This window comes from Aristaeella lactis, from assembly GCF_018118585.1.
GTDB classification, from domain to species: domain Bacteria; phylum Bacillota; class Clostridia; order Christensenellales; family Aristaeellaceae; genus Aristaeella; species Aristaeella lactis.
The window spans coordinates 2553591-2579667 of sequence record NZ_CP069421.1; the positions used below are offsets into that span (position 1 = coordinate 2553591).

A 26077-nucleotide genomic window follows, 5' to 3' on the forward strand; every position below is an offset into this window, starting at 1 on the left:
GGCAGAGTCTGGATCGCATGCATACAGCGTCTGCCGCACAGCGGCATACGCGCTCATCCAATCTTGCCGATATCTCTGTATCGTCTTAAAGATCGGTACCGGTATATCTTTTATCATACAGCCGGACAGTTGTCAAGGGGCGATTTATCCCTCTTTTTGTTCTTTCGCGGAATCGCTTTCTTCTGCAGCGTCATCCTCCGCGCCGTTGTTCATCGCCGTGTTCAGCATTTCCCTTCGTTTTTCCGGGGACATGGTTTCCCAGTCTCCGGTACCGCCTTCATCCCTCCGGCCGCGCACCCAGTCGATCATGTTGCCGAAGCCCAGGGATACGGCCTGGCCCACCAGGCGGGTGAATACTTTCCGTGTTTCCGGATCCACTTCCTTGCGGCTGCCCACCATGGTCAGGATGCTCCTGAGTTTTTCACTCGTCAGATCGCTGATCCGGGTGGCTTTTGTGCTTTCCACCATGCTGAACAGGGTATCCACAAAGGCCGCCCGCTGTTCCGGCGTGCTGTTCTGCAGCCACTCGTGCAGCGTATCCCGGACAACCACCGCCGTTTTGTCCACAGCCTTCATAGTCCTGAACTGCGGGCCGTAAACTCCCCAGCTCATGGGGTCATGCTGGCTGATGCCGCTGGCCGTGGAACGCACCACCGTGTAGGGTTCATAATAGTCCATCAGCAGGCCGATAATACTGGTCTGGGGAATATAGGAATGGATTTTTTCCTTAATCCGCTGGAAGCCCTCCGTCTGGGAGGTCTCCCGGTTCATGCCCGGTCCGTCATAGCTCCAGATCCCTTCGATCCGTTTCTGTACCTTTGCCGGCGCCATGGCGGCGGCATACACCGCGAGGTTTCCGCCCTTGCTGTGTCCCACCAGCCTCAGCGGCCGCTTTGAGAGGGCCGCGGCCCGGACCAGGTACAGCGCGGCGGCTTCCTGCGCCGGTACCCGGGTGGTATAGGCCATGTCAAAATCTTCCCGCCAGCCTATCACCGTGTTGTCCGTTCCGCGGAAAGCCACGCAGGTGGTTCCGTCCGGCAGGTCCAGGCACAGGGCGGAAAACTGCATTCCGATCTCAGGATCCGTCAGGGCAATGGCATGGTGGAGCCTGCTGCTGTGAAAGCGTTCGCAGGCCGCCATTTTTTCAAAGGCGGTTTTCCGGCCCGGGAAAGCGGAGCTTGTCCCCGGCCTGATCAGGTCAATACGGGCCATCTCCTCCAGCATCCAGCCATTGGGATCCCGTCCGCCGTTAAAGTCCAGATAGCTGATGGTGGCGATCAGCAGACCGTCAATCTCGTTCCATGGCGAGGTTTCCAGATGCAGGTCCCCGCGCCAGGCCAGATAGTCCACCATGTTCGCCATGCTTTATCTCATTCCTTCCGTTGACTTCTTCATTTCTTCCCATTCTTCCCGGGTGATCAGGCACTTGCGGGGTTTGCTGCCATCCTTGGCCGCCACAATGCCCCGTTCCTCCATTTCATCCGTCAGCCGCCCCGCCCGGGCATAGCCGATCTTCAGCCGCCGCTGCAGCGTGCTGGTGGAGATCTGTCCGTCCTGGATGGCGAATTCCACCGCCTGCTCAAACAGGCCGCCGTCTCCGCCGCTCATATCGGAACTGTTGATGATGATATCCGCCCCGCCGGATTCCCCGCCATTGGCGATCTCATCCAGTTTTTCCAGGATATCCGGATCATACGTGCTGGGATTGGCATCCTTCACATGCTTCGCGATCCTGTTGACTTCATCATCGCTCAGGAAGCAGCCCTGCACACGGGTAGGCGCGAAGGAACCGGTGGGGGCATACAGCATGTCGCCCCAGCCCAGGAGCTGTTCCGAACCGTTCCGGTCCAGGATCGTGCGGCTGTCCACCGAGCTGGCCGTTTTGAAAGCGATCCGGCTCGGGATATTCGCTTTGATCAGGCCGGTGATGACGTCCACCGAAGGCCGCTGGGTCGCGACGATCAGATGGATGCCAGCCGCGCGCGCCAGCTGGGTCAGCCGGCAGATATATTCTTCAACGTCCTTCTTGCAGACCATCATCAGGTCCGCAAGTTCATCGATAATGATGACGATCCGGGCCATGGGCTTTTCACCGGTCCGTTCAACCAGCTGGTTGTAGCCTTCCAGGTTCCGGACCTTCTTTTCGGCAAACCGGTCGTAGCGTTCCATCATTTCCGCCACAGCCCAGGCCAGTGCCGCCGCGGCCTTGCGCGGATCATTCACCACCGGGATCAGCAGGTGCGGGATCCCGTTGTAGCACTGCAGTTCAACCACCTTCGGGTCAACCAGGATCAGCTTGACCTCATCCGGGCTTGCCCTGTACAGGAGGCTGTTGATGATCGCGTTGATACATACGGATTTACCGCTGCCGGTCTGTCCGGCGATCAGCATATGGGGCATCTTCGCCAGGTCGCACACGATCGGCGTACCGGCAATATCCTTGCCCAGCGCCACCGTCAGAATCGACTTCGCGTTCTGCATCGGTTCGCTTTCCATGACTTCCCGCAGCGTTACGGTGGTCACTTTCCGGTTGGGAACCTCCACGCCGACCAGGCGCTTGCCCGGGATCGGCGCTTCAATGCGGACCGATGTGGCGGACATGCCGTAGGCGATATCTTTTTCCAGTTCAGAAACCTTGTTGACCTTGGTACCCGCTTCCAGCTCCAGTTCGAAACGGGAAATGGCGGGGCCGTGGGTCACATGGACCACCCTGGCCGGTACCCTGAAGCTCGCCAGGGTTTCCTCCAGTTTCCGGGACCGTGTTTCATCCTCCCCCCGGGTATCCTCAAAACCCTGCTGGGGCCTGGCCAGGTCCGTGATAGGCGGATAGTTGTAGGGCGTGGGCATCCAGGGACCTTCGTCCTCTGTTTCTGTTTTCTTCCTCTCCGGAACCTTGATCTTCGGCCGGTAGGCTTCCTCCCCGATGGTCTGCTGCACCACCGGTACAGCTGCCTGGACCTGCGGTTTTTCCTCCGGTTTCGGTTCTGCCGTGGAAGGCCTGCGGTAATTCGTGTTGTCCCGGACAGGTTCCTTTTCCTGTACCGGTTTTCTCTCCCGGACCGGCTCCGGACGAACCGTTTCCGGACGGACAGGAATCTGTTCCTCCGGGATTTCCATCGTCGTCTGCTGTGCCGGCTGAGTCCGGCGCCGCCGCCCGGTTTCCATTTCTTCAGGAATCTCCGGTTTCCAGTGGGTCTCCGGCGGGGTGATCTCGGTTCCTACGGCAGTCCTCCGGGCAGGCCTTGCTGCCTGTCCCGCGTTCCTTCCGGCTGCTTCCGCCTCTGCGGCTTCGGATCTGTCTACCAGGCCGTCATATTCTTCTTTCCTGCCCCGTCCGAAAATGCGGCTCACAAAGGACTTGTCAGCAGATGCGGGTTTATCCTGTTTTTTACCGAAGATCCGGCTCTGGTGACCGGTGGCTGCCATCTGTCCGGCAGCGGCCTGTTCCTGCCAGTCACGGACACTGCCGTCATCCTGTCTCGGCCACTGCTGGACCGGCTGCTGGGCAGGCTGCTGCGGATAAGCCTGTCCCTGGGAATAGGGCGGCTGTGTGTTTTGCTGCATCTGCGCCTGCTGCATCTGGTACTGCTGCTGTTCAAGGATCTGCTGCTGTTGCTGCTGCCAGAGCGCCTGTTGCTGCTGCCAGGCCAGCTGCTGCTGTTCCATCCGCTGCCGCTCCAGTTTCTGCTGTTCCCGGCGCGCCCCGGCCTGGCCCGTGAAAATATCGCGGATCCGTGCGGGAGTCAGGTTAAACATAAGCAGGATACAAAGGGCAGTCAGCACAAAAACGATAAAGGTTCCAAGCACCGGCCCGAGATACCTCCACAGCGGCCAGGCGAGGATTGTTCCGATCGCGCCGCCGCCTGTAGGCTTCAGCCGGGCCGCGGTTTCCGCATATGTACCGTTTATGACGGCACCCCAGTCCCCGCCGTAAGTCGTGTTCAGGTACTGCATGGCGCCGGTGATCATTAAGAAGGCGCACAGTCCAAAGAAGGCCAGGAAAGCGAACAGCCACGGCCGCACAGGCGCGCGGCGCTGGGTGGACCAGATCACCAGTACACCTGCCCACACAGGCAGTACCGGCAGCACATAGGCCATAATTCCGCACAGGCCGAAACAGAGCCTGCGCAGGCCCTCGAAGATATTCCCCGACAGTCCCAGTTCCACCGCCATAAAGATCAGTACACCAAGCGCGATCAGCACCAGTCCGGCCATATACCGGATGGCCATCGCGTCCGCGGAATACGCGGGGGCCTGTTTCCTTTTGCCGCTCCCTCTCTGAGCCATTCTTTCCTCCGTATCTCTGTTTATTCTGCCAGGACCACACTGATCAGGATCCCGGACTCATCGCTGTACAGCCGCAGCTGATACTCTCCGCAGCTGTAATAATCGCAGGTGCCCGGTTCAATCCGGTTTGCCTCCGCTTTTTCCTCATTCACTTCCGCCGAACCATCCGGCTCTCCCAGGATAGAAATCCAGCTGTCCCGCGGCGTTTCGCTGATACACAGTCCCCACAGGCAGCCCTGGTCCATCCTGATTCCCTGCACCTTGCTGTTCTCCCAGCTTCGGGTCAGGTCATCGGTCATCAGGTATACGCCCCGGAAACAACCGCCCTCCAGGGCAAACAGACGTCCGCCTTCAAAACCGTCCGGATCCGTCAGCAGGTGGTACCTGTCTGTCAGCTCCTGTACGCTGTCCCCGATCTTCGCGGGGATCCCGGTCAGCGAGCCTTCCGCTGATGCTGTCCGGAGCTGTTCCGCGCTTTCTTCGGACAGCTCAATCATCTCTTTGACACCGATCCGGGAAAGCAAGCTGTCTTCTCCCAGGTCCAGCACATCCTTCAGGACATGCCAGCCGATCCGGATATCTCCGGCCCGGTCTCCCAGTGTGCTCAGCTGCCTGACCGGATACAGCAGGGTCAGGCCGGAACGTTCCAGGAAGAACGTTTCCGGAAGGGGTTCCAGTTCACTGTTTTCCAGGTGGGCGCTGAGATCAGGCAGCACATCCTCCGCCAGGTAATTCACGATCAGTTCCCGGGCCGTTTCCTCATCCGTAAACAGCTCCGAAAGGATGATCTTCCGGCCGTCCCGCAGATCCGCCGTGCAGGCGGTCCACACATGGGTAGGCCTGTTGTTCTCCACCGCCCCGGCCGCGGAAACCGCGCAGCTGAACACATCATTCAGCAGGCCGCCTTTCCATTCAACCGTCAGGCTTCCGCCGGACATCAGCTGGGCCGCGCGGGACAGATAAGCCTTGATGCCGCACTCTTCCCGGATCAGATCGTTGATCTGCTGCGTCAGCTCTTCATTCTCCCCTCCGGTCAGTGCGGGGTAATGAACACTGAGCGTCTCCGCCAGATCCAGTCCTGTGTCTTCAACCGCAAACGCTTCCTCCGCCGGACAGGTGCCTGCGGAAAACAGCAGAGCCATCATCAGACCGGCTGTCAGAAGGATCCTTGGAATAAGCTTCATTTTCATCCCTCCGTGAACTAATATTTTACAACCTTTTGGGTTTCGGAGCAAGTCAACCCCCATTCCATCGTGCTTTACGCCAATTTGACAGTCTCATTCAGCCCCGTATATAATGAACGAAACAGCGGGGCAAAAACCTGCCGTTTCACACCTGGAGCGAAGGAGGTAACCGCCTTGAACAACGGAAAAAATCTGCGGAAGATCCTGTTCAGGGTTCTCCAGATCCTGTTTTCCGTTGCCCTGATGGCGCTGCTCACCGCCTCCCTGATCCTGGCCAAACCCCAGGAGGATAAAACCGATAAACCTGCTGCCGCCGCTTCTTCCGAAGCCGTTCCGGCTGTTACCATTGAACAGGAGACCGACATTCCCCAGCTGATGACCACCTTTCCGGCACACCTGATGAGCTTTTTGAGCGGATCCGGAATGGATTTTGTTTCCGCCTCCGCCTACGATGTGACGATCCCGGGCGGTTTCGGCCGGGTTGTTGATCAGTCCTGGCTGACCGCGGAAGGAGAACCGGTCACCATTCGCAGCATCTGGCCCGCCACGGCCCTTAACCTGCTGGAAGACGGATTCCATTTCATGCCCTACGGCGGTCCGTCGCTTTTCGGCAACGCGTCCCCCTCCGTGAGAATGGAAAACGACAGCATGATCCGGCTTCACGCTTCCACAGACGAGGCGCTTTATGTCGTGCTCCTGCCCCGCTCCCTCAGCGGCCAGGTCAGTTCCATCTGCAGTTCCCTTCAGCTGTATTACACCGGCGGTTCCAAGGCTGAAGATGAAGATAGCAACCAGAATAATCAATAAAAGGAGGAAAAAGTCATGTCAAATCCCTATGCCGGAACACAAACCGAAAAGAACCTTGAAGCTGCTTTCGCGGGCGAATCCCAGGCCCGGAACAAGTACACCTATTTTGCCTCTGTGGCGAAAAAAGAAGGCTATGAGCAGATCTCTGCCCTGTTCCTGAAAACAGCCGAGAACGAAAAAGAACACGCCAAGATGTGGTTCAAGGAACTCAAGGGCATCGGTTCCACCACGGACAACCTGGCCGCCGCGGCCGACGGTGAAAACTACGAGTGGACCGATATGTACGAATCCTTCGCCAAAACAGCGGAAGAGGAAGGATTCCCGGAACTCGCCGCGAAGTTCCGCGGTGTTGCCGCGATCGAAAAGCATCATGAGGAACGCTACCGGGCCCTGCTGAAAAACATCGAAATGCAGCAGGTGTTCGAAAAGAGCGAGGTCAAAATCTGGGAATGCCGCAACTGCGGCCATATTGTGGTCGGCACCAAGGCTCCCGAAGTCTGCCCCGTCTGCAATCACCCCCAGAGCTATTTCGAAATCGCCGCTGAAAACTACTGATTTCCGGAATAACAAAAGCCTGTTCATTACGAACAGGCTTTTTGTTTTGTGTCCGGCTTATGCTTCCGCGCCGGTTCCCTCCAGGCCGATCTCCGCCGAGTGCGGTTTCATGCCCTCAATACAGATTTCCGCCACTTCCCGGACTTCCATTCCCAGCAGGTCACAGCCCTGCTGGATCAGATCCCGGTTGCATTTGGCCGCGAACTTTTTGTCCTTATACTTCTTCATGAAGCTCTTGATCTCCAGATCCTGGATCCCGTTCGGACGCATGCGTGCGCAGGCCTGGATGATTCCCGTCAGTTCATCCACCGTAAACAGGCTCTTTTCCATGTTGGTTTCCGGTTTCACGTCCGTGCAGATCCCCCAGCCGTGGCTCATGATCGCCCGCACGTCCTCTTCGTCCACACCTGCGGCCAGCAGCGGTTCCTTTGTATGCTGAAGGTGTTCCTCCGGATATTTTTCATAATCATAGTCATGCAGCAGGCCCACAGCCTCCCAGTGTTCCCGGTTCTCCCCGAAGTGTTCCGCCATGGCCCCCATGGCATAGCTCACATTCTTCGCGTGAATGATCAGGTGTTCTTCCTTTACCATTGTGCCGTTCAGTTCGGCAGCTCTTTCCAGGGTCAGCATTTTTCTTTCCTCCATTGCTTACCATTTATTCCGGACTTTTTCGGCGAATCCGGTCAGGTTTTCGATCTTCAGTTCCCTGCCGTCATCCAGGACAGCTTTCCCGGAGAACCGTCCGAAAACCTGGTGCTGGTCGGAACAGATGACCAGCAGGTCGGTTTTCATGCATCTGTCCATGATCGGTTCAAAGGTCAGCTCCAGACGGCCTTCACTGTCTTTGATCGTCCAGGGAGACAGGTAATCCTCTTTCCCGTCCTTCACCGGAATCTCAAACTGAACCTGCTCCAGCTTGTGGATCTTTCCCTCATACACCAGCACATTCTCACTGGCAGCGGACGTGTCCCCAAAGCCATATCCAAGGTTAAATCCAAAGGGTTTTCCTTCCGCCAGTCCAGATACGGAACCCCAGTACCAGGTATTGTCATAGGTCCATACGCCGCGGCCCCAGTCCAGCACCGCAAAGGTGTCCGCCGGATCACATTTGTATTCCCGTCCTCCAAGCGTGATGGTTCCTTCCACACGCATGCAGTTGATCTTCTGGTTATAGTAGAAGGCTTCCGGATGGTCTTTATAGGGTGTAACGATCACCATGGATTCCTTCGGTTCATCCGTCAGCATCAGGTCGAACACGATCGTGTCTTCCCCGCTGAACTTGTTCATGAAACCGGTCAGCCGACGGCTGATCCCGTCATTTTCAAAAGAAAGCATATAGCCTTTCCCGGTCACCCGGATGCTGCCGTTCTTGCTGCTGGACGGCAGGTTCCGCGGAGCGAAAATGGGCAGGTTCATGGCGGATTTTGTAATCTGGCTTTTCCGTTCAAAATCCATCAGGGAAATGCTGTCCATGGTCATATAGCCGTTATGGTCGATGGTCAGTGCCAGGGCAAAGCGGTCACAGCAGACCGCATAGTAATCCCATTCCTTGATTCTCGACCGTCCCGTACAGATCCGGGATCTGTCATAGGTCTTAATGAGTTCTGTGGCGTATCCGGTTTCAACCAGCCGTCCGTTCCCATCATGAAGCGGACCGGGTGTTATGATTCGGCGCTGCATATTTCCCGCCTCCGTTATACAGATTGTTTTGCCCATTATACTTCATAGATACACTGAATACAATGATACATATATAAAAGGCCCAAAGTAATTCAGCCTGATCTTTCGATCAGGCTTTTTCTGCTCCCCAGGGGGGGGAGCGATCCGAGTGGCAGCCCGGTGGGCTGTCCATCGAAGATGGAAACGAGGTGAGCGAGTCAATCGAAACGAGCAGAGAATCGAAGCGTCCCCGCGAGATTCTCTGCGACGATTGAGATTGCGGAAAGGGAAGCGGTGCCACAGTGTGGCATTTGACGAAGTCAAAAGCGACCCGAGCGAGTCAATCGAAACGAGCAGAGGACCGAAGCGTCCTCGCAAGGTTCTCTGCGACGATTGAGATTGCGGAGAGGGAGTGGTGCCCCAGTGGGGCATTCGCCGCAGGCGAAAACGAGGTGGGGTTCGGAACGCCCGGAAAACGAGCCAGTGTGCTCGTTTTCAGTGGAGAACGGGCGGCAGCCCCGGGCAGGTCAACCGAAACGAGCAGAGAGCCGAAGCGTCCCCGCGAGGTTCTCTGCGACGATTGAGATTCGGAAGGGGCGAACCTCTTTCGACTGCCAGTGGCAGAAGTATCGAAAGAGGTGAGGTCATTCGAAAGGAAGCAATCTCCACAGTGTGGAGTTGCGACCATTGAGAATGCGGGAGTTATCTACCTCCTGGGGAGCAGAAAAAAACCTGATCTTTCGATCAGGCTTTTTCTGCTCCCCAGGTAGGGCTCGAACCTACAACCCTTCGGTTAACAGCCGAATGCTCTGCCATTGAGCTACTGAGGAATATGGAATCCGGCGGCGACCTACTCTCCCGGACCGTTGCCAGTCAAGTACCATCGGCACTGAAGAGCTTAACTTCTGTGTTCGGTATGGGAACAGGTGGAACCTCTTCGTCATAGCCACCGGAAATTGTGAGCTATTTAGGAAATCACTTTCGTGATTTCTTCGTCCCTTTAGCGGAACGATTGGCCCTTTCCGTCGTTCTTTTCTTCCTCTTCCAGGGCCCTTCGGATTGCCTTACGCAACCCTGACAACTGCACAGCCATAAGATTCAGGAATTAGTTGACCTGTTTTTCTGTTCTAATTGATCTCAAGATCTTCTGAAATCAAGCCCTCGACCTATTAGTATCATCAAGCTCCATACGTTACCGTACTTCCACCGATGACCTATCTACCCGGTAGTCTTCCGGGGGTCTTACTTGCTTGCGCAATGGGAGTCTTATTCTTGAGGTGGGCTTCACGCTTAGATGCCTTCAGCGTTTATCCCGTCCGCATTTCGCTTCCCTGCTGTGCCGTTGGCACGACAACAGTTGCACCAGTGATGCGTCCATTCCGGTCCTCTCGTACTAGGAACAGCTCCTCTCATGACTCCTACGCCCACGATGGATAGGGACCGAACTGTCTCACGACGTTCTGAACCCAGCTCGCGTGCCGCTTTAATTGGCGAACAGCCAAACCCTTGGGACCTGCTTCAGCCCCAGGATGCGACGAGCCGACATCGAGGTGCCAAACCTCCCCGTCGATGTGGACTCTTGGGGGAGATCAGCCTGTTATCCCCGAGGTAGCTTTTATCCGTTAAGCGACGGCTTTTCCACTCAATACCGCCGGATCACTAAGCCCGACTTTCGTCTCTGCTCGAATTGTCACTCTCGCAGTCAGGCACCCTTCTGCCTTTGCACTCTTCGAATGATTTCCATCCATTCTGAGGGTCCTTTGGGCGCCTCCGTTACTCTTTCGGAGGCGACCGCCCCAGTCAAACTGTCCACCTGACACTGTCCATTACCCGGTTCACGGGTCCATGTTAGAATTCCAGTAACAGAAGAGTGGTATCCCAACAGCGGCTCCACTAAGACCGAGGTCCTAGTCTCCAAGCCTCCCACCTATCCTGTGCATCCGTTACCGAAATCCAATATCAGGCTACAGTAAAGCTCTACGGGGTCTTTCCGTCCAGTCGCGGGTAATGGGCATCTTCACCCATACTTCAATTTCACCGGGCCCCCTGTTGAGACAGCGCTCAAATCGTTACACCATTCGTGCGGGTCGGAACTTACCCGACAAGGAATTTCGCTACCTTAGGACCGTTATAGTTACGGCCGCCGTTTACTGGGGCTTCGGTTCGATGCTTCGATTGCTCTAACATGTTCCCTTAACCTTCCAGCACCGGGCAGGTGTCAGCACCTATACGTCAGCTCTCGCTTTCGCAGATACCTGTGTTTTTGCTAAACAGTCGCTTGAGCCTATTCTCTGCGGCCTCTCTCGAGGCACCCCTTATCCCGAAGTTACGGGGTCATTTTGCCGAGTTCCTTAACAAGGGTTCTCCCGTTCGTCTCAGGATTCTCTCCTCGCCCACCTGCGTCGGTTTCCGGTACGGGTACCTTCAGATATACTAGCAGCTTTTCTCGCCAGCGTGAACTCATCTGCTTCCCTACTAAATTTCGGTCCACTGTCACACCTCACCTTATAGGAATGCGTACTTCACTACATTCCAAGCTCAGTGCTTGTACGGAGTTGACCATCACCCCGCTCAGACTATCCTTCTGTGTCACTGCTTCATTCTTCGGTAGTGCAGGAATATACACCTGCTGTCCATCGCCTACGACTTCCGTCCTCGGCTTAGGCCCCGACTTACCCTGGGTGGATGAACCTTCCCCAGGAAACCTTGGGCTTTCGACGGCGAAGTTTCTCGCTTCGCTCTCGCTACTCATACCGGCATTCTCTCTTCTGTACAGTCCACTGTGCTTCACAATACAGCTTCAGCCCGTACAGAACGCTCCTCTACCACGCGCATTCGCGCATCCATCGCTTCGGTGTCACGTTTTAGCCCCGGACATTTTCGGCGCACAACCACTCGACCAGTGAGCTATTACGCACTCTTTAAATGTGTGGCTGCTTCTGAGCCAACATCCTGGTTGTCTGTGCAATTCCACATCCTTCTCCACTTAACGTGTACTTTGGGACCTTAGCGGTTGATCTGGGGTGTTCCCCTTTTGCCCGCGGAACTTATCTCTCGCGGACTGACTCCCATGGTTTGCATTGTATGGTATTCGCAGTTTGATAGAGTTTGGTAGGATTTGAGTCCCCCGCGCCCATTCAGTGCTCTACCCCCATCAATTATCCATGAGGCTAGCCCTAAAGCTATTTCGAGGAGAACCAGCTATCTCCGGGTTCGATTGGAATTTCTCCCCTATCCACAGCTCATCCCCGCCTTTTTCAACAGACGTCTGGTTCGGTCCTCCATGGGATTTTACTCCCACTTCAACCTGGCCATGGATAGGTCACCCGGTTTCGGGTCTACGTCATGCAACTATCGCCCTATTCAAACTCGCTTTCGCTTCGGCTCCGGACCTTCAGTCCTTAACCTCGCTGCATAACGTAACTCGCCGGTCCGTTCTACAAAAAGTACGAGATCGTACATAACATGTACTTTCTCTGCTTGTAAACACAGGGTTTCAGGTTCTCTTTCACTCCCCTCCCGGGGTTCTTTTCACCTTTCCCTCACGGTACTATGCGCTATCGGTCACCATATCGTATTTAGGCTTGGAAGGTGGTCCTCCCTGCTTCCCGCCGGGTTTCACGTGCCCTGCGGTACTCTGGTATCAGTTAGCTGGTTGACTCTTTCGCTTACGGGGCTGTTACCCTCTCTGGCTGAGCTTTCCATCTCTCTTCGGCTAAAGTCTTCCATACACGTTACTGACCCACAACCCCGGGGAGCATGCCCCCCGGTTTGGCCTCTTTCCCGTTCGCTCGCCGCTACTTAGGAAATCATTATTTATTTTCTCTTCCTGCGGGTACTTAGATGTTTCAGTTCCCCGCGTGCCCTCCTGTAAGACTATGGATTCATCTTACGGTGACAGGTTCTTCACCTGCCGGGTTTCCCCATTCGGATGTCTACGGATCGGTGCCTGCTTGCGGCTCCCCGTAGCTTTTCGCAGCTTGCCACGTCCTTCTTCGGCGTATGGTGCCAGGGCATCCACCCTGTGCTCTTTGTAGCTTGATTTCTCGTCGTTCTGATCCTGAGACCAATCGGTTTGGTAAAATCTTCATTTTACCCTCAAACTGGTCTTTCCTGAATCTTTTTCTTTGCTGTGCAGTTGTCAAGGTGCGCGTGCCATTCTTTCATTTCTGAAAGAAGGTGGTGGGTCGCAGTGGACTCGAACCACCGACCTCCCGCTTATCAGGCGGGTGCTCTAACCAGCTGAGCTAGCGACCCATGTGAGTGGAGATTAGCGGGATCGAACCGCTGACCTCCTGCTTGCAAGGCAGGCGCTCTCCCAGCTGAGCTAAACCCCCACATAATCGGCACTATATAAGCTCGAAACAGTGCGAGCCCTGAAGACGATACAGAGTTTCGCGCGCTATTAAGGATTAGCGACTATTCTTTTCGAACGTTCGTTGACGTTCCGTTTTGCTTCTTTGAAGCTTTTAATGATACGGACTTTCGTCCGCAATCGACCTCGGTTTCGGCGTCCACCTTTCGGCTTCTGCTTTCTCCCTAGAAAGGAGGTGATCCAGCCGCACCTTCCGATACGGCTACCTTGTTACGACTTCACCCCAGTCATTGGTCTTGCCTTAGGCGGCTGGCTCCTTGCGGTTACCTCACCGACTTTGGGCACTCCCAACTCCCATGGTGTGACGGGCGGTGTGTACAAGGCCCGGGAACGTATTCACCGCGGCATGCTGATCCGCGATTACTAGCAACTCCGACTTCATGTGGGCGGGTTGCAGCCCACAATCCGAACTGGGACCACTTTTTTGAGATCCGCTCTCCCTTACGGGTTCGCTCCTCTCTGTGGTGGCCATTGTAGCACGTGTGTAGCCCAGGTCATAAGGGGCATGATGATTTGACGTCGTCCCCACCTTCCTCCGAGTTGTCCCCGGCAGTCTCTTCAGAGTCCTCAGCTTTACCTGTTAGTAACTGAAAATAAGGGTTGCGCTCGTTGCGGGACTTAACCCAACATCTCACGACACGAGCTGACGACAACCATGCACCACCTGTCTCAGTATGTCCGAAGACACGATGTATCTCTACAAGTTTTACTGGATGTCAAGACCTGGTAAGGTTCTTCGCGTTGCGTCGAATTAAACCACATGCTCCGCTGCTTGTGCGGGCCCCCGTCAATTCCTTTGAGTTTCAACCTTGCGGCCGTACTCCCCAGGCGGAATGCTTATTGTGTTAACTGCGGCACAGAAGGGGTCGATACCCCCTACACCTAGCATTCATCGTTTACAGTGTGGACTACCAGGGTATCTAATCCTGTTTGCTCCCCACACTTTCGCGCCTCAGCGTCAGTTACAGTCCAGTAAGTCGCCTTCGCCACTGGTGTTCCTCCCAATCTCTACGCATTTCACCGCTACACTGGGAATTCCACTTACCTCTCCTGCACTCAAGCCCGACAGTATCCAAAGCAATTCCCACCTTAAAAGCAGGACTTTCACTTCAGACTTACCGGGCCGCCTACGCGCCCTTTACGCCCAATCATTCCGGACAACGCTCGCCCCCTACGTATTACCGCGGCTGCTGGCACGTAGTTAGCCGGGGCTTCCTCCTTGGCTACCGTCTCTTTCTCTTCACCAAGGACAGAGGTTTACGATCCGAAAACCTTCTTCCCTCACGCGGCGTTGCTGGGTCAGGGTTTCCCCCATTGCCCAATATTCCCCACTGCTGCCTCCCCGAGGAGTTTGGGCCGTGTCTCAGTCCCAATGTGGCCGATCACCCTCTCAGGTCGGCTACCGATCGTCGACTTGGTGGGCCGTTACCTCACCAACTATCTAATCGGACGCGAGCCCACCCCTTACCGGATTACTCCTTTGACCCCTAAGCGATGTCGCTCTGTGGTCTCATGCGGTATTAGTACAACTTTCGCTGTGTTATCCCCCTGTAAGGGACAGGTTGCTCACGCGTTACTCACCCGTCCGCCGCTAGAACATTACATCTTTCAATCCATCCGAAAACTTCATGTCCGTCGCAATGTCCCCGCTCGACTTGCATGTGTTAGGCACGCCGCCAGCGTTCGTCCTGAGCCAGGATCAAACTCTTCCGTTTAATCCTGTTAACATCTTTCGATGCTTCACTCTTTGGAATCTTCGCTAGTCTTTCCTTAATGTTTGCGCGTTTCTTCTCTGTATCGTTTTCAAGGTTCGCTCTGCATCATTCCCTCGCTTTCGCTCGGGCGAGCTTGACTATAATACCAAAGCCACTACTACTTGTCAAGCAGTTTTTTGAAATTTCTTTGACCCAAAAATGTCTTTCTTTTCCTGCATTCTCAAGGGGTTTCGGACGTCTCCATATCTTGTGGTGAACACCCGGTTTCCCCTTCTATATTTGGTGGACACTTCAGATAACCCCTGTTATAATAGGAAGAAATCAAAATGAAAGGAACGAACAGGATGAAAAAGAACGAATGCTTTCCCATGACCGCGGACCGTCTGGGCGCGGACCTGGAGGGTATCTGCATCCATGAAGGTATGCCCGTGTTCGTTCCAGGCCTGCTGCCCGGTGAAGGCGCCGGTATCAAAATCGTAAAAGCTGAAAAACGCTACGCCTTCGGCCGGATGGAATCAAAACCCGATCCCGTTTCCCCGGATCGGCGGACTCCGGATTGTGCTTCCTATCCCCGCTGCGGCGGATGTACAGGCCGCCATATGAGTTATGAAGCCACCCTGGCTGCCAAGCGGCAGCAGGTGGAAGACTGTTTTCGCCGTATTGCCGGTATTGAGACGGAAGTCCCGCCGGTTCTCGGAATGGATTCCCCTTACGGCTACCGGAACAAGACTTCCCTGCCCGCCGGCGGAACCGCCGAACAACCGGTGCTTGGCTTTTACGCGCCACGGAGCCACGCGGTCATTCCCGCGGAAACCTGCCCGAACGCCATGCCGCCCGCCAATGACCTGGCCGAGGCCTTCCTGGGCTGGATGAAACAGTTCCATGTGGAACCCTATCACGAAGAAACCCGCAGGGGACTGATCCGCCACCTGGTGATCCGCGTAAACCGGAAGGGGGAGAGCATGGTCACGGTCGCGGCCAACGGCAGCACCCTGCCCCATCAGCAGGAACTGACCGATGCCCTTGTGAAGCTGGGTACTGTCAGTCTCTGGCTGAATGAGAACCGTGCCGCCACCAATGTGATCCTTTCAGACCGGTTCCATCTTATATATGGAAGGGAAACCTTCACCGGAACCCTCTTTGACCTGCAGTTTGAGCTGTCTCCCGCTTCCTTTTTCCAGGTGAATCCTGTCCAGACGGAAAAGCTTTACCAGACAGCGGTGGATTTCGCGCAGCTGAAGCCGGCGGATCTCCTCTGTGATGTCTACTGCGGTGCCGGCACTATTACCCTGACCATGGCCCGGCACTGCCGGGAAGCCATCGGTATCGAAATCGTGGAAGCTGCCGTGGAAAACGCGAAGCGGAACGCGGTCCTGAACGGGATCAGCAACGTCTCCTTCCGGGCCGGAAAAGCGGAAGAGCTGCTGCCGCAGATGGTGGCAGGCGGCCTCCGGCCGGACGTGATCTGTGTGGATCCGCCCCGGAAGGGACTGGATCCGGCAGTCATTCACGCCATGGCACAGGCGGGGCCGGACCGGATCGTCTATGTTTCCTGCAATCCCGCCACCCTGGCCCGGGACGCCGGTCTCCTGCGGGATGAAGGATACCTCGTCCGCAAAGTCCAGCCGGTGGATATGTTCTGCTGGACCTCCGGCGTTGAGACCGTCTGCCTCCTGTCCAGGGATTCCTGACATAACTGCTTCATCAATAAGAGGAAAACATATGTACATCATTCATGTTGCCAATAAGGAAGAATACGAAAAAGAGATCCGCACCGGTTTCTACGGAAGAAGAAGCGTGGAAAGGTGCGGTTTCATCCATTGCTCCGACCTGGACACCTATTACCTTGTGGCTCCGAATTTCAGGAACGATACCGATGAGAAAGTGATCCTGGTGATCGACACGGACAAGACCGAACCGGAGATCCGCTGGGAGGACGGCGGCGGGCTTGATTTTCCCCACATCTACGGTCTGCTGAACAAAGAGGCCGTCATCGCCGTATTCCCCCATCTGTGGAGTGCTGACCGGGTATGGATCCCGAATGAGGAACTGAAACCTTACGCGGTCAACGGATTTGAACGGGAATACCACGGCGAATGATCCTGTTTCCTGAAGTTTATCCTTTTCGTTGACAACCTGTTCCCCCGGCGTTATACTTTGCACAATTTACAGGGAAAGGAGTTTGCTCATGAACACCTGCACCGTCAGAAAGTCTTATGTACGAGATATGGTCATGCGTATGGATTACACGCACGATTCTGATCGCGTATATTCTTTTATGACCCGCAGGGAAGAGTAAACCCCGCCAGTTTATCATTATGCTGATAAAAGGCCGCTCATCCTTGCAGGATGAACGGCCTTTTTCCATATCGGAAGGAGGAAACCCCATGAATCAGAAACTGGTATGGCCTGACTACAAAAACTGCATCGCGAACCTGCCCAACTCCATTCTCCGGAAATTCGGCGTCACTCCCGCCGGAGACACTCTTCCGCTGCTTGACCGGTATCTGGAAAAGGATTACCGGAATATCGTTGTCATCCTGCTGGACGGCATGGGTAAAAGCATCCTGGAAAAACACCTGGATAAGGACGGGGCTTTTCGTTCCCGCCTGGCCGGTATCTATCAGTCTGTGTTCCTTTCCACCACGGTTGCCGCAACCACCTCGGTCATGTCCGGACTGCAGCCCTGTGAGCACAGCTGGCTGGGCTGGGAATGCTATTATCCCCGGGTGGACCAGAACGTGACCGTTTTCTTCAGCACGATCCAGGGGATCGATATCCAGGCCGCCGATTATAACGTACCGAGAACCGTCACCCCCTATGTCAGCGTCTTTGACCGGCTGAACAGCGCCGGCATCCGTGCCGCCATGCTTTCCCCCTTCACGGAACCGTATCCGGCAGATTTCAGCGCGCTTTGCGACACGATCAGGGCGTATTGCCGGAAGCCCGGCAAACAATATATCTATGCCTACTGGAACCAGCCGGACGGGCTGATGCACAGGCTCGGCTGTGCCGCTGATCCTGTTCATGAGGCAATCCGGGAAATGGAAACCGCTGTCGAAAAGCTGGCCGGTGACCTGGAAGATACCCTGGTCATCGTTACCGCTGACCACGGGCACATCGACACGGACCACGTCATGCTGCAGGACTATCCGGAACTCCTTGACTGCCTTGTTCGCCTGCCCTCCCTGGAGCCGCGCGTTCTCAACCTGTTTGTGAAAGATGGCAGAAAAGCGTTTTTTGAAAAAGAGTTCAACCGGCTGTTCGGCGATAAGTTCCTGCTGCTTCCTATGGAGGAAGTCCTCGCGCGGAAGCTTCTCGGAACCGGGAAACCCCATCAGGAGTTCCGGGGAATGCTGGGAGATTATCTCGCCCTTGCCCTGGACAACCTGACCATCTATTTCAAAAATGAGCCGGAAGACCACCGGTGGTTATCCACCCACGGCAGCGTAACGGAGGATGAAATGCTGATTCCGCTCATCCTGTTTGACAGGAGTAAATAAGGAGGAAAACAGATGGACCTGATCGTGCTGATCGGCAGCGGCGCTGTCGGTAAAATGACCGTAGGCCAGGAACTGATGAAGATTACTGATTTCCGTCTCTTCCATAATCATATGATGATCGAACCCGTCATAGAGGTTTTCGGGGATTACTGCGGCCCGGTTGTCGGCCGGCTCCGGGAGGTGATCTTTGAGGAATTCCTGAAGACAAAGTACCGGGGGATGATTTTTACCTATATGTGGGCTTTTGATATGCAGGAAGACTGGGATTATATCCGTTCTGTGGCAGAGCGGTTCGAAGCAACCGGCGGAAATGTGTATTATGTGGAACTTATCGCCGACCAGGCGGTGCGCCTGGAAAGAAACCGGACAGAGAACCGTCTGAGAAACAAGGCATCCAAACGGGACCTCGCTGTATCACAGGAAAGGCTCCTGCGGGAGGATTCCCGCTACCGCCTTGTGAGCCGGGAGGGCGAGATTCCCTTTGAAAACTATATCCGGATCGACAATACCCGCATGGAACCGCAGGAAGCTGCACGGTTGATCAAAGACAAATTCGCCCTCTGACAAACGATAAAAATACTGGAACTGCGGGCAAAAAAAGGTATAATCACTCCTTGAAATATGTTTTAGGCACCAAGGATGTGCCCGGAGGAACGATGAAAGAGTTTTTAAAGAGGAAAAACATTGAAATCTCCCTGAAGCGCTACGGAATTGACGCGCTGGGTGCCATGGCGCAGGGCCTGTTCTGCTCCCTGCTGATCGGCACGATCCTCAACACCTTTGCCCAGCAGCTGCATATCGACTTCCTGAATCAGACCGTGGCAACGATCGGTACAAGAGTCTTCACCATTGCCAGCCTGCCCCAGGCCATGAGCGGGGCCGCCATGGCTATCGCCATCGGCTATGCGCTGAAATGTCCTCCGCTGGTCCTCTTCTCCATGACGACTGTCGGCTTTGCGGCTGATACGCTCGGCGGAGCAGGCGGTCCGCTGGCCGTGCTTTTCATCGCCATCATCGCGGCTGAATTCGGCAAGGCTGTATCCAAGGAAACCAAGGTTGATATCCTGGTGACTCCCCTTGTGACCATTGCCATCGGTGTGCTCCTGTCCTGGTGGATCGCTCCCGCGCTGGGAAAAGCCGCCATGTACATCGGAGACGTTATCAAATGGGCAACTGAACTCCAGCCCTTCCTGATGGGCATCCTGGTATCCGTCATTGTGGGCGTGGCCCTGACCCTCCCCATCTCCTCCGCGGCGATCTGCGCGGCCCTGCTGCTGACCGGACTTGCCGGCGGCGCTGCCGTGGCCGGCTGCTGCGCGCAGATGGTGGGCTTCGCTGTGATCTCCTTCCGGGAAAACAAAGTCGGCGGCCTGGTTTCCCAGGGACTCGGCACCTCCATGCTCCAGATGGGCAACATCATCAAGAATCCCCGGGTGTGGATCGCTCCCACCCTTGCTTCCGCCATTACCGGTCCCATCGCCACCTGCGTGTTCCGGATGGAAATGAACGGTGCCCCCATCTCCTCCGGCATGGGCACCTGCGGACTGGTCGGTCCTCTGGGCGTCTATACCGGCTGGCTCAATGACATCGCCGCCGGCGCAAAGGAAGCCATCACCGGGATGGACTGGCTGGGTCTTGTCCTGATCTGCTTCGTGCTTCCCGCGGTGCTGTCGCTGATCATTCATTCCTTCGTCCAGAAGGCCGGCTGGGTCAAGGACGGAGACCTGAAGATCTGATAAAAACCACACTGAAAGGACAGGGATATGGACCAGAACACCCTTCCGGAAAGACTGGACAGAACCGTCATCTACGAAAGTGACTATGTATGCCTTTACGCGGATAAGGTCAGGCTTCCCAGCGGATATATCATTGAAAAGTACCACCAGGTACATTATCCCAGAGAAGCCGTCAGCATCGTTATCTTCAATGAAAAGAACGAGATCCTGATGATCCGCGAAAAACGGTATACTGTCGGCAGGCTGGAATGGGAAATCCCCGCCGGCAAGATCGAAGAGGGCGAAAGCCGGGAAGAAGCCGCCCGAAGGGAAGCCATGGAAGAGACCGGCTGCACCCTGAAGGACCTGACCTTCCTCTGCTCCCAGAATCCGGCGAACGGCATGTCCGACTGCCTGTGTCACGTGTTTGCAGCCCGTGTCGGTTCCGAAGGCAGTATCGGGGACACGGATGAAGTGGCGTCCAAAGTGTGGATGCCCGTGGAAAAAGTCAGGGAACTTCTCCGGAAAAATGAAACCAGGGACGGCGTCTCCATGCTGGCCATCCTGTTTGCCCTGGAATTTTACCGGCGGTAACAGCAGGATCATCTCCCGTCACATGAAAGGATCGAATATGAAAGCCGTAAGCCTCCTGAAGACCACACGAAACACAAGGGACCTGGGCGGCCATCCGGCAGCCGGCGGCCGGGTTACCGTCCCGGACCGGATCTGGCGGAGCGATCGCCAGGAAAACCCCGATCCGGAGGACATTGCCCTTCTGCGCTCCAAAGGGATCACCACCATCATTGACATGCGGACTGAGGAGGACAACCTCACCAAGCCAAGCTTCTTTCGATCGCTGGAAGGCTTTACTTTCCTGAATTATCCAATCATAGAAGGAGATACGATCCCGGAATCCGTTGAGGCTGTTCCCGGAAGCTATATGAACATCGCCTGTTCGGAAAACATGCCCCGGATCCTCAAAGCCATCGCGGACGCCGATACCGGCGTAATGTACAACTGCGCTGCCGGCAAGGACCGGACCGGCGTTGTCACCGCCATCCTGCTGATGCTTTGCGGCGTCAGCGATGAGGAGATCACCGCCGACTACATGCTGACCAAGGAATGCAACCGGGAGCGGTTTGAACTTCTCCGGAAACGCCGCCCGGACCTGGATATGAATATCGTCATTCCAAGGGAATCCTTTATCCGGGATTTCATGGATCTGTTCCGGGAGCGCTTCGGGAGTGTTGACGGCTACTTTGCCTGTATCGGACTATCAGAGGAAACAAAACAAAAACTCCTTGCCCGCCTGCTGGATGTCTGACTCCGGGGGGGGCAGGAGAAAGGAATAGCCTATGATTTACTGGGTTAAAACACAGCCGCAGGCCGACATAGACCACAGCGAGTACAAACCCTTCATCCGGAATGACTGGTTCCGGAATCACTATATGTTTTTCGCCTATGGACTGATGGCGCTGCTGACTGTCCTGTTCTTCGCTACCGGTGCGGTGAAAGCAATCCACAGCCTGCTCCGGCTGCCGGTTTTTGTGCTGGTTTTCCTGGTGCATGAGTCACTGCATATGCTGGTTGTTTACCGGATCGGGGATATTTACCTTTCCCATTCCGGGCTCTTTTTCTGGATGCAGCCTCATGCCAGAATGTCCAAAGGCCGGTTTTTCCTGTTCATGACCCTGCCCCTTTTCACGCTGACCGTTGTGCCGGCGGTTCTTCTGCTGCCGGATACCGGAGCCCTCCGGCCTTATCTCCTGTATATTGCCTGGAGCAACGCGATCATTGCGTCCTCAGACATCATCAATGCCGTGCTGATCCCGCTGAAACCAAATGATTCCGTGTTTTACAGGGGATATTACAAAACCGGCTCCGGGGCGGCGGAGAAAAATGTGTCAGGAGAACCGTCCCCTTGTCACACTGCGGTGATCTTTGTACGGCACGCGCAGGCGGTATACGGAAACGATGACCGGAACCGGCCGCTTTCAGAGGCGGGCATGGAAGACAGGAAAATCGTGGCGGAAGCCCTGAAAGACCGGAAGATTGACGCTTTCCTGAGCAGCCCCTACAGAAGGAGCATGGAAACCATCCGGCCCGCCGCGGAGCTTCGGGGAATGGAAATCCTGACGGATGAACGTTTCCGCGAACGGAAGTGCGGGGATTTCAGCTCCGACTCCCTGGCAAAGCGCTGGACAGACTTCTCCTGGGCGGAAGAAAACGGCGAAAGCCTCCGTTCCGTGCAGGACAGGAATATGGAAGCCCTGCGGGATGTCCTGCGGAATTATGCCGGCCGGACAGTTGTCATCGGCACCCACGGAACCGCGCTCAGTACCATCCTGAATTTCTATAACCCGGACTTCGGCCTGCAGGACTTTCTCCGGATCGTCAGCTGGATGCCGTACATCACGGAACTGTCTTTCGATGGAGACCGGCTGTCCGGTATCAAAGAGCTGGACCACGTTGAAAAAGATATTCCCCAATAAAAGCCATTATTCAATAAAAAGGAGGAAAACCACCATGCCGCATGTTGAAATCAACTGCTTTCCCGGAAGAACTGAGGAAGTAAAGCAGAAATGTGCCAAAAAAATCGCGGAAGATATCGCCGCCACCCTGGGCTGTAACCTGTCCAGCGTTTCCGTGACGATCCATGAGGTAGCCGAGGAAGACTGGAAAGAAAAAGTATGGGATTCCAGGATCACTCCCGCCGGTCAGGAACTGTATGTGAAGCCCGGCTATACCTGTGACTGACAATTCACTCCGCACATCCTTGACCCCTCCCTGTTAGAGCTGTATAATTCATATATGGTATCAACTATATAGGAACTGTCTGCGGACAAGGAGGAAAACTTCATGAAAAAAAGGCTGCTGGCCCTGCTGACCGCGCTGGCCATGATTTTGGGCTGCGCGTCTGTCATGGCTGAAACCACCACTGCCGTCACCGGAACCGCTACGGTTCAGGGTTTCGGCGGAGACATTACCGTAACCGTCACCCTGGATGGTGATAACATCAAGGATGTTACCATCACCGGCGATGGTGAGACCGAAGGCATCGGCAAAAAGATCATTGATGAGTGGCCCAATGCCTTCATCGAGTACAACGGCATCGTTGACACCTATACCGGCGCCACTTTCGCCGGCATCACCCGGGAAGCGGTCATTGCCGCCATGCGCCAGGCGCTGGAAAACGCCGGTGTGAACCCGGATGACTTCATGCGCGAGATGGAAACGGAAGAAGCCCTGGACGTGGTCATTGATTCCGATATCGTGATCATCGGTGCCGGCGGCGCCGGCATGACCGCCGCCCTGACCGCTTCCGACGCCGGAAAGAACGTGCTGGTGCTTGAAAGCCAGCCCGCTGTCGGCGGTAACTCTGTCAAATCCACCGGCGGTATGAACGCTGCCAAGACGACCTACCAGGACAACAACACCTTTGACGAGGCTGCCGGCATTGAAAAGACCCTGAAGGCCGCCGAAGCCTATGCGGACAACGAGGCGATCACTGCCCTGGCCGCCACCGTAAAGGAACAGTGGGAAGCCTGGCAGGCCAATCCCGAAGGCTATTTTGACTCCACCGAGCTCTTTGCCCTGGATACCCTGATCGGCGGCAAAGGACTGAACGATCCGGAGCTGGTCAGCACGCTGGTCAATAACAGCGCCGCTGCCATTGACTACCTCGATTCCATCGGCATCCACCTGAACAACGTGGCTGCCTTCGGCGGTGCCTCCGTGAAACGTATTCACCGCCCTGTCAATGCTGAAGGCAAGACCGTTTCCGTCGGCGCCTACACCGTGCCGCTGCTGGAGGCTGCCTGCCAGAGCCGGGACAACCTGGCGCTGCTGACCGATGTGACCGCCACCAAACTCCTGACGGATGAAAACGGCGCTGTGTGCGGCGTGGAAGCCCAGGGCAAGGCCGGTAACAAGATCACCGTGAACGCAAAGGCCGTCATCCTGGCGACCGGCGGTTTCGGTGCGAACCTGGACATGGTTGTGCAGTACAAGCCTGAACTGGCCGGTTTCATGACCACCAACGCTGCCGGCATCCAGGGCCAGGGCATCCTGATGGCCACCGAGATCGGCGCTGCCACCGTGGACATGGAGCAGATCCAGATCCATCCCACCGTACAGGCTGATACCGCTTCCCTCATCACCGAAGGCCTGCGCGGCGACGGTGCGATCCTGGTGAACGCCAACGGCGAACGCTTCATCGACGAAGTCGGTACCCGTGACGTGGTCTCCGCCGCTGAGATCGCCCAGCCTGATTCCTTCAGCTGGCTGGTGGTCGACCAGAAGATGGTGGACGCTTCCTCCGTCATCCAGGGCTATATCTCCCGCGGCCTGATGCTGCAGGGCGATACCTGTGAAGCGCTGGCTGCCGAACTCGGCATCCCTGCTGACACCTTTGCCGCAACCATGGATAAGTGGAACAGCTATGTGGCTGAAAAGAACGATCCCGACTTCGGCCGCACCAGCTTCGCCCAGCCGCTGGATACCGCGCCTTTCTACGCGGTTAAGGTGACTGCCGGTATCCACCACACCATGGGCGGTCTGAAGATCGATACCCAGACCCATGTGCTGAACACCGAAGGCCAGATCATCCCCGGCCTCTTTGCCGCGGGTGAAGTGACCGGCGGTGTCCACGGCGGAAACCGCCTGGGCGGCAATGCCGTGGCTGACTTCGTTGTCTTTGGCCGTATCGCCGGCCAGACTGCGGCGGATTCCATCAAATAATCCTTACAGACGAGTCTTGCGGCTGCCGGCAGGCAGCCGCTTTTTAAATGAAAACAAAGTAAAAGCATCTGTGGTATAATCCGTTACAGTATAATACGGTCTGTCTGATAACATTCTGACCTGAAAGGAAGAAGACCATGTCCTTTGAACGAATCGGAATCCGTCCCGCGCAGATCCTCCTCCCGGCTCCCGGCGTCAAACCGGAAACCTGGGCCTGCATTGCCTGTGACCAGTACACCTCCGAACCGGAATACTGGGAAAAGGCCTTTGCTGTCGCGGGAGACGCTCCTTCCGCCATCCGGCTGATCCTGCCGGAATATAACCTGAAAAACAGTGATACCCTGATCCCGCAGATCCACCGCACCATGGCGGACTACCTGGCCAAAGGCCTCCTGGCTCCCGCTGTGGACCCCGGTTTCATCCTGTGTGAGCGCACCATTGCCTCCGGTTCCCGCCTGGGCCTGGTCTGCGCCGTGGACCTGGAGCAGTATTCCTTCGAGAAGGGGTCCCTGCCACTGATCCGCCCGACCGAGCAGACGATCACCGACCGCCTGCCTCCGCGGCTGAAGATCCGCCGCGGCGCGCCTGTTGAACTGACCCATATCATGATCCTGATCGACGATCCGGACCGTACCGTCCTGGAGCCCCTGCAGGCCGCGAAAGCCTCCCTGCGGAAGGTCTATGATTTTGACCTGATGATGAACGGCGGACACCTCGCCGGCTGGGCCGTGGAAGGCGATGCCCTGCTGGAACAGGTGGACCGCAGCCTGAACGCGCTGATGGATACAAAAGGAGAGCATCCGCTGCTCCTGGCCGTGGGTGACGGCAACCACAGCCTCGCCACCGCCAAGGCCTACTGGAATGAGATCCGTGAAGGACTGTCCGAGGCGGAACGTGAAAACCATCCTGCCCGCTTTGCCCTGTGTGAGATCGTCAACATCCATGACGAGGCCCTCCTGTTTGAGCCGATCTACCGCATCGTGACCGGCACCACCCGCGCCGCGGTGATGGCGGACTGGAAGGCCTATGCCGAAGCAAAGGGAATGACCCTGGCCGCTGAAGGCTCCGACCACCGGTTTACCGTTGTTTCCGCTGACGGGGAAGAAACGGTTTCCGTGCTGAACCCCGAAGGCGCGATCCCCTGCGAAACCATCCAGAAGTTCCTGGACGATTTCCTGTCCAGGCATCCGGAAGCCGGAATCGACTTCATCCACGGGGAAGGTTCCCTGCGGACTCTGGCCGCCAAACCGGAAACCGTCGGCTTCCTGCTGCCGGAAATCGATAAGCATACTTTCTTCAAAGATGTGGAAAAGCTCGGCGTGCTGCCCCGGAAAACCTTCTCCATGGGCGAAGCGGACGAAAAGCGGTTCTATATGGAAGCGAAGAGAATCTGAAATATCATTTCAGATTCTCAATGCATAATGCATAATGCATAATGATTATTTGTTTTGGCCTTACCATATATAATTCTGAATTCTGAATTCTGAATTCTGAATTAGTACAAGATCCCTCGACTTCGCTCGGGATGACTGAAACA

18 protein-coding genes, 3 tRNA genes and 3 rRNA genes are annotated in these 26077 nt (G+C 55.9%); 13 read left to right on the forward strand and 11 right to left on the reverse strand.

What is annotated here, in order from left to right; all coding sequences use genetic code 11:
- Window positions 1–144: 144 nt before the first annotated feature.
- Genes JYE50_RS11810 through JYE50_RS11820 form a run of 3 tightly spaced genes read right to left on the reverse strand, consistent with a single transcriptional unit; the run spans window position 145 to window position 5471 of the window.
- The gene (locus JYE50_RS11810; protein WP_084097470.1) at window positions 145–1362 is read right to left on the reverse strand and encodes an Mbeg1-like protein; all 1218 of its coding nucleotides are present in this window, start codon (window positions 1360–1362) and stop codon (window positions 145–147) included.
- 3 nt (window positions 1363–1365) lie between these two features.
- A complete protein-coding gene (locus JYE50_RS11815) occupies window positions 1366–4287 on the reverse strand; it encodes an FtsK/SpoIIIE family DNA translocase (RefSeq protein WP_084097472.1) in 2922 nt (973 codons plus the stop codon).
- A 20-nt stretch (window positions 4288–4307) separates the two neighbouring features.
- Window positions 4308–5471, reverse strand: coding sequence for a hypothetical protein (locus JYE50_RS11820; protein WP_084097474.1), 1164 nt, complete (start codon window positions 5469–5471; stop codon window positions 4308–4310).
- A 174-nt stretch (window positions 5472–5645) separates the two neighbouring features.
- Between JYE50_RS11820 and JYE50_RS11825 the strand changes: the two genes are divergently transcribed.
- Together JYE50_RS11825 and rbr are read left to right on the forward strand one after the other, a co-directional pair.
- On the forward strand, window positions 5646–6278 hold the full coding sequence (locus JYE50_RS11825; protein WP_084097476.1) for a hypothetical protein: 633 nt from the start codon (window positions 5646–5648) through the stop codon (window positions 6276–6278).
- A gap of 15 nt (window positions 6279–6293) precedes the next feature.
- On the forward strand, window positions 6294–6833 hold the full coding sequence (gene rbr / locus JYE50_RS11830) for a rubrerythrin (protein WP_084097477.1): 540 nt from the start codon (window positions 6294–6296) through the stop codon (window positions 6831–6833).
- Between the two features lie 57 nt (window positions 6834–6890).
- Here the strand turns inward: rbr and JYE50_RS11835 are convergent, their stop codons facing one another.
- The 8 genes from JYE50_RS11835 to JYE50_RS11870 all read right to left on the reverse strand — a co-directional run bounded on the left by JYE50_RS11835 (window position 6891) and on the right by JYE50_RS11870 (window position 14582).
- On the reverse strand, window positions 6891–7463 hold the full coding sequence (locus JYE50_RS11835; protein ID WP_143763696.1) for a hypothetical protein: 573 nt from the start codon (window positions 7461–7463) through the stop codon (window positions 6891–6893).
- An 18-nt stretch (window positions 7464–7481) separates the two neighbouring features.
- Entirely contained in the window at window positions 7482–8513 is a 1032-nt protein-coding gene (locus JYE50_RS11840; protein WP_084097481.1) for a DUF2804 domain-containing protein, read from the reverse strand.
- Between the two features lie 737 nt (window positions 8514–9250).
- Window positions 9251–9322, reverse strand: a tRNA-Asn gene (locus JYE50_RS11845).
- Window positions 9323–9329: 7 nt separating this feature from the next.
- Window positions 9330–9446 (reverse strand): 5S ribosomal RNA (rrf, locus tag JYE50_RS11850).
- 195 nt (window positions 9447–9641) lie between these two features.
- A 23S ribosomal RNA gene (locus JYE50_RS11855) occupies window positions 9642–12536 on the reverse strand.
- A 136-nt stretch (window positions 12537–12672) separates the two neighbouring features.
- Window positions 12673–12749, reverse strand: a tRNA-Ile gene (locus tag JYE50_RS11860).
- Between the two features lie 7 nt (window positions 12750–12756).
- A tRNA-Ala gene (locus JYE50_RS11865) sits at window positions 12757–12829 on the reverse strand.
- 206 nt (window positions 12830–13035) lie between these two features.
- A 16S ribosomal RNA gene (locus tag JYE50_RS11870) occupies window positions 13036–14582 on the reverse strand.
- The 16S, 23S and 5S rRNA genes sit together here with 3 tRNA genes alongside, the layout of an rRNA operon.
- 326 nt (window positions 14583–14908) lie before the next feature.
- On the opposite strand from JYE50_RS11870, the gene rlmD reads away from it, so the two are divergent.
- The 11 genes from rlmD to JYE50_RS11925 all read left to right on the forward strand — a co-directional run bounded on the left by rlmD (window position 14909) and on the right by JYE50_RS11925 (window position 25934).
- The gene (gene rlmD / locus JYE50_RS11875; protein ID WP_084097576.1) at window positions 14909–16273 is read left to right on the forward strand and encodes a 23S rRNA (uracil(1939)-C(5))-methyltransferase RlmD; all 1365 of its coding nucleotides are present in this window, start codon (window positions 14909–14911) and stop codon (window positions 16271–16273) included.
- A gap of 31 nt (window positions 16274–16304) precedes the next feature.
- Window positions 16305–16682: a DUF952 domain-containing protein gene (locus JYE50_RS11880; RefSeq protein WP_179138459.1), complete on the forward strand. Its 378-nt coding sequence runs from the start codon at window positions 16305–16307 to the stop codon at window positions 16680–16682.
- Between the two features lie 287 nt (window positions 16683–16969).
- Window positions 16970–18085: an alkaline phosphatase family protein gene (locus JYE50_RS11885; RefSeq protein ID WP_084097580.1), complete on the forward strand. Its 1116-nt coding sequence runs from the start codon at window positions 16970–16972 to the stop codon at window positions 18083–18085.
- A 12-nt stretch (window positions 18086–18097) separates the two neighbouring features.
- On the forward strand, window positions 18098–18649 hold the full coding sequence (locus JYE50_RS11890; protein ID WP_084097582.1) for a nucleoside/nucleotide kinase family protein: 552 nt from the start codon (window positions 18098–18100) through the stop codon (window positions 18647–18649).
- Window positions 18650–18741: 92 nt separating this feature from the next.
- The gene (locus JYE50_RS11895; protein ID WP_084097584.1) at window positions 18742–19821 is read left to right on the forward strand and encodes a PTS sugar transporter subunit IIC; all 1080 of its coding nucleotides are present in this window, start codon (window positions 18742–18744) and stop codon (window positions 19819–19821) included.
- Between the two features lie 27 nt (window positions 19822–19848).
- Entirely contained in the window at window positions 19849–20394 is a 546-nt protein-coding gene (locus JYE50_RS11900) for an NUDIX hydrolase (protein ID WP_084097585.1), read from the forward strand.
- Window positions 20395–20431: 37 nt separating this feature from the next.
- Window positions 20432–21124: a tyrosine-protein phosphatase gene (locus tag JYE50_RS11905; protein ID WP_179138460.1), complete on the forward strand. Its 693-nt coding sequence runs from the start codon at window positions 20432–20434 to the stop codon at window positions 21122–21124.
- Window positions 21125–21155: 31 nt separating this feature from the next.
- A complete protein-coding gene (locus JYE50_RS11910) occupies window positions 21156–22292 on the forward strand; it encodes a histidine phosphatase family protein (protein ID WP_084097589.1) in 1137 nt (378 codons plus the stop codon).
- The gene (locus JYE50_RS11915; protein ID WP_084097591.1) at window positions 22231–22557 is read left to right on the forward strand and encodes a tautomerase family protein; all 327 of its coding nucleotides are present in this window, start codon (window positions 22231–22233) and stop codon (window positions 22555–22557) included. The genes JYE50_RS11910 and JYE50_RS11915 overlap by 62 nt, the downstream gene beginning before the upstream one ends.
- 102 nt (window positions 22558–22659) lie before the next feature.
- A complete protein-coding gene (locus JYE50_RS11920) occupies window positions 22660–24540 on the forward strand; it encodes a flavocytochrome c (RefSeq protein ID WP_084097593.1) in 1881 nt (626 codons plus the stop codon).
- A gap of 137 nt (window positions 24541–24677) precedes the next feature.
- On the forward strand, window positions 24678–25934 hold the full coding sequence (locus tag JYE50_RS11925; RefSeq protein WP_084097595.1) for a DUF1015 domain-containing protein: 1257 nt from the start codon (window positions 24678–24680) through the stop codon (window positions 25932–25934).
- Window positions 25935–26077: the final 143 nt, after the last annotated feature.